Origin of the sequence: Treponema sp. (assembly GCF_045657965.1) — a bacterium.
Taxonomy (GTDB): Bacteria; Spirochaetota; Spirochaetia; order Treponematales; family Treponemataceae; genus Treponema_D.
Genome location: NZ_JAZOUG010000301.1, coordinates 1 through 4777, shown reverse-complemented (window position 1 = coordinate 4777; position 4777 = coordinate 1). Strand labels below are relative to the sequence as shown.

At 36.6% G+C, this 4777-nt stretch carries 8 protein-coding genes; 3 read left to right on the top strand and 5 right to left on the bottom strand.

The genetic code is table 11. The features are described from left to right. A partial coding sequence (locus ACKI5B_RS11560; protein WP_407428908.1) for a class I SAM-dependent methyltransferase occupies positions 1 to 969 on the top strand: 969 nt, incomplete at its 5' end. A 38-nt stretch (positions 970 to 1007) separates the two neighbouring features. Here ACKI5B_RS11560 and rpmE read toward each other — a convergent pair. The 5 genes from rpmE to coaD form a co-directional block, all read right to left on the bottom strand. Next, positions 1008 to 1217 (bottom strand): 50S ribosomal protein L31, encoded by a 210-nt coding sequence (gene rpmE, locus ACKI5B_RS11555; protein ID WP_296325123.1) that lies wholly within the window; start codon positions 1215 to 1217, stop codon positions 1008 to 1010. A gap of 162 nt (positions 1218 to 1379) precedes the next feature. Beyond that, positions 1380 to 2108 (bottom strand): ribonuclease III, encoded by a 729-nt coding sequence (rnc, locus tag ACKI5B_RS11550; protein WP_407428905.1) that lies wholly within the window; start codon positions 2106 to 2108, stop codon positions 1380 to 1382. 95 nt (positions 2109 to 2203) lie between these two features. After that, on the bottom strand, positions 2204 to 2440 hold the full coding sequence (acpP, locus tag ACKI5B_RS11545; protein WP_296325117.1) for an acyl carrier protein: 237 nt from the start codon (positions 2438 to 2440) through the stop codon (positions 2204 to 2206). A gap of 22 nt (positions 2441 to 2462) precedes the next feature. Next, positions 2463 to 2651, bottom strand: coding sequence for a 50S ribosomal protein L32 (gene rpmF, locus ACKI5B_RS11540; RefSeq protein WP_407428903.1), 189 nt, complete (start codon positions 2649 to 2651; stop codon positions 2463 to 2465). Positions 2652 to 2787: 136 nt separating this feature from the next. After that, the gene (gene coaD, locus ACKI5B_RS11535) at positions 2788 to 3267 is read right to left on the bottom strand and encodes a pantetheine-phosphate adenylyltransferase (protein ID WP_407428901.1); all 480 of its coding nucleotides are present in this window, start codon (positions 3265 to 3267) and stop codon (positions 2788 to 2790) included. 57 nt (positions 3268 to 3324) lie between these two features. Here coaD and ACKI5B_RS11530 point away from each other — a divergent pair, with 57 nt between their 5' ends. Together ACKI5B_RS11530 and ACKI5B_RS11525 are read left to right on the top strand one after the other, a co-directional pair. After that, positions 3325 to 3969 (top strand): hypothetical protein, encoded by a 645-nt coding sequence (locus ACKI5B_RS11530; protein ID WP_407428899.1) that lies wholly within the window; start codon positions 3325 to 3327, stop codon positions 3967 to 3969. Positions 3970 to 4141: 172 nt separating this feature from the next. Beyond that, on the top strand, positions 4142 to 4777 hold a 636-nt coding region (locus tag ACKI5B_RS11525; protein ID WP_407428897.1), incomplete at its 3' end, for a HEAT repeat domain-containing protein.

The window sequence follows — 4777 nt, the reverse complement described above, 5'->3', positions numbered from 1 at the left end:
GATTTATACGAATTCCTTCCCGACGGAATGGATTCAAAAATTGATGCTGCAATCTTCTTACAGGGAGAAGATTCCCGAATTTCAGCAAACGACCTTTCGGTAATTAAAGAAAAAGCTGTTCGTCAGTTTGTGCATCTTTACTTATATGAGAGACCGTATGAAAAATCAGACACTGATGAAGAAATCTGGCTTTCCGAAATGAAAAAAGCCGTCTCAAAAGCTCTTGACATTCCTGAAAATCATGTAATTTCAAAACTACGAAAAAAACAGAAAGGTGAAAATCAATACGAAAGAATTAAAAGCGAACGAACGGTAGAAAGTTACGTTCAGGAGTGCGGTCAGCTGTTTAAGGTAAACCTGAGCGACTATCTCGACACGGGCCTCTTTTTTGATCACCGCCCGCTCCGCTCTATTGTTCGTTCTACCTGCAGCGGCAAATCCGTCCTAAACCTCTTCTGTTATACAGGAAGTTTTTCTGTTTATGCTGCCGAAGGTAAAGCTCGCCGTGTTGAATCTGTAGATTTGAGTAAAACTTATCTGGAATGGGCCCGCTTCAATTTTGCCCTCAATGACTTTGATCCTGATTGTGAAAAATTCTTTTTTACACGTGCTGATGTTTCAGGCTTTTTGAATCAGAAACTTGCAGAAGTTCCGAATTCTGACCGAAGCAACCGTTACGACATAATCGTCCTCGATCCGCCAACTTTCTCAAATTCAAAGGCAACCCGTAATACGCTCGACATTAACCGCGACTGGAATGAACTTGTTAAAAAGTGCGTAAATCTCTTAAATCCAAACGGAGTGTTATATTTTTCAACAAATTCTCAGCGATTAAAATTTGATATAAATCTTATCCCAAAGCTTTCGGTTTATAACACCGAAGTAAAAATTATGGACGTAACAGAAAAATCCCTGCCTGAAGATTTTAAGGGAACAAAAGCTCACCGCTGCTGGAAAATTGAAGTATAAAAAAAACTCCCCGTTTTGGGGAGCTTTTACATTCAGACTTATTTGTCTGATTTGATTCCGAAGCGTTTGTTGAATCGTTCGATACGACCAGCTGTATCAACAAGTTTCTGCTTACCTGTATAGAACGGGTGGCAGGCAGAACAAATTTCAACGTGAATGTTTTCTACAGTTGAACGTGTCTCAATTACATTACCACACTGGCATGTAATTTTTGTAAGTTTGTACTCCGGGTGAATTCCCTTTTTCATAAAAAATAACTCCTTATTCTTGCCCGGCATTAAAGCAACCCCAGTCACCACTAGCTTGAAACCTTAAAAAAAAGCGGCTCCTTCTATCATTCCATCACTGTTAGGAAGCAAATTAATACCACAAGATTGCATTGTCATTCTATCAGAATTTAACAAAAATGGTCAATCAGCATAAAGCTCTTTCCAGGCTTTTTCTGCAACATTTTGTTCTGCTTCTTTTTTGCTTTTTCCACACTCAGGACCATAAACAGCATTTTTTAAGTGAACACTCACCCAAAAAACGCGTTCATGATCAGGCCCAGTTTCTTTTACAAGCTCATAAACAGGACAGGTCTTATATTTTTTTTGATGAGCTTCCTGAAGCAGTGTTTTAAAATCCTTTGTACCTTTATTCGTAAGAACTTTTTCAATTTCTGGAATCATAAAATCCAGAACAAGTTTTTCTGCTGAGTTATACCCCGAATCAAGATAATAAGCACCGATAACAGCTTCAACAGCATCAGCAAGAATTGCTCTTTTGTGCCTTCCGCCGCTCAATTCTTCACCTTTACCAAGAACCAGCATTTTATCAATTCCAATCCTAAGTGCAATCGGAGCTAATGACTGCTCACTTACGACATTACTTTTAATTTTTGCAAGATCGCCTTCAGGATTATCTCTTAAATGCTCATAAAGATATGCAGCCGTTGCCATTCCTAAAACACTGTCGCCTAAAAATTCAAGCCGTTCATTATTAACATGCTTTTTACCGGAAGATTCATTCGAAACAGAACGATGAGTAAAAGCAAGTTCCAGAAGGTTAAGATTTGAAAATTTTATGGAAATATTTTTACAGAAAGAAGTTAATTCTTTTATTCTCTGTGATGAAAGATTTTTTTTAGATAAAAGCATAATGTAAGTTTACTAAAATAAGTTTATTTTATCCACATTAAGACAAAAAAAAAACACAGGTCTAAAACCTGTGCCTTTTCTCAAAGTTATGAAACTTATGCCTGAGCTGATTTGATGAAGTCGTAAGCATCTTTAACTGTTTCAAATTCATTTGCTTTTTCATCTGGAATTGAAACACCGAGTTCTTCTTCGATTGCATAAACAAGCTCGTATGTATCGAGGCTGTCTGCACCGAGGTCACCACGGAAAGAAGCTTCCATTGTTACTTTGCTTTCATCGATTTCAAGTTTTTCAGCGATGAGTTTCTGAATCTTTACGAACAATTCGTCCATGATATTCTCCTTTTTATTGTTGTTAGCCGTTTACTTCAGGTGTAATTACCTGTCGACCACGGTAGAAACCGCATTTAGGACAAACATGGTGTGGCAAAACAAGATTACCACAGTTGCCACATTCAACAAGCTGTGGAGCTTCAAGATGCATGTTTACACCGCGTCGTCTGCGTGTGCGAGCTTTAGAAGTTTTCGCTCTAGGTACTGCCATATTATAGACCTCACTAAAAATTTTTATGAATAACGGGATTTATACTACAACAGTTTACCCGCGAATGTCAACAATTATTGCATATAAAGTTTTTATTGTCAACATTTTTTATGACAAAAATTAAAATAATGTCATTCTAATTGTTATACTTTTCTTTTATTGCTTTTTCAACAATTTCAGGAACCATTCCTGAAATATCACCACCAAACTGTGCAAGTTCTTTTATTGAACTCGATCTCACAATACCATATTTTGCTTCAGTCGGCAGAAATAAAGTTTCAATTTTAGAATCTAAATTATGATTCATCAAAGAAAGATCAAATTCATAGGCAAAATCATTTGAATTTCTGATTCCGCGCAAGAGTATATTTGCATTGTTTTTTTCCGCGTACTCGACAATAAGCCGGTTCCAGAGATGAACACTCACATTTTTATAATTCTTTGTAAGTTCTTTTAACATAGAAAGACGTTCTTCAGGTGTAAAGAGAGATTTTTTTTCAGGATTACAGGCTACTACTACATCAAGTTTATCAAAAAGCCTGCTTCCCCGCTCTATTATGTTTAAATGCCCGTTTGTAGGAGGATCAAATGTTCCTGGAAATACTGCTGATGTCATTGTAAAAATAAAATAACATGTTTGACTGAATACCGCAAGTAATGTATTATATCTGTCATGAAAAAGCTTAATATTGTTTTTAGATTATCATTTTCTTTCATTATTTCTACTGCTTTTTTATCATGCGGCAGTACAAATGTAACACCTTCTGCCGAACAGGAACCAGAAAAGCCTGTTAATACAGAAACTCCGGCAGAACCTGTACCAGCCCAGGAAAATACTCCTGCAGAAACAGCAGGACTTATGGAAGAACCTGCCGTTATATCTGATACGGATGACGAATATTCCCGCTCAGTCGGTGATATTCAGATTTCCAGAGACACTTTTATTGACGATAAGGAAAAAATTCTTCAAATCATAAAAGATCTTGACAGTATTATGAAAAACATGAATTACAATTCATGGCTTTCTTATGTTGAACCGGAATCAATTGATTACTGGAAACTTCGTAAAAATCTTCAGAAATACGAAAAACATCTTCCAATCAAAGGCATAAAACTCAGAGATTTACAGGATTATTTCAAACACGTATTTGTTCCATCAAGAAAAGGCAGAGAAGTAACTGAAATCCGTTATATTTCTGACACCTATATTAAAGCCGTTCAGGTTCGTGATAACCAGGGGGATCTCATCTATTACTATTTCAACAAAATTAACGGAAAATGGATGGTTCACCTTCCAACAAACGAAGAAATGAATTAAATCTTAATAAATACAATTTTTCTGCCGATTTTTGAAAAAGGGTAAGCTTTTAAACAGATGAAGCCCAAAACTTACCTGTGTATTTAATAAAATCTTTGTTGATTTTTAAGATTTAATACTTTATAATAAAATTCAAGTGCTGTAGCACTTAATTTAGGAGGATTCGTTTAAAATGAAAACTTTAAGCAAAGTAGCCTGTACAGTTTGTTGTGCTTTACTTTTGACTTTTTCTTTGCATGCTGAAGAAAAATCTGCCGAACAGGAATACATGAGTTCTGTTGAAGATGTCGTAATCACAGAACTTGCAAATTCAGATGAGCGTGATAATAAACTTGTTGCACTCCAGTATCTTGAAGAAGCAGTCGAAAATGGTCGTGTTTCTCCAGATATGATGGTAGCACTGGATCATCTTGCAGGTGAAGGTATAAATACACAGTCTAGAACCAGCGGTCGTCTTACCAACAACTACCCTGACATCCGTGCAAAAGCCTGCGATTTACTTGGCAAAGTTCCAACCGAAGAATCAAAAACTTCACTTACAAAAATCGCACTTGCAGATAATGAACCAATGGTTATTACTGCTGCAGTACGCTCTCTCGGTGAAATCGGTTTAAACGACAACGACGATGTCGTAAACACAATTGCCTGGGCAAACAAAAAAAATGCAGTTTTAAATCCAACAAGCTCATTAGCTCTTGAAGTACTTATCGCATATGAAAAAATTGCCGACAAAGTTCAGGACAAAGGTGCTATGATTCAATCCGTCGGTCAGATTGCTGCAAATTACCGCTATGTAAAACCTGTTCGG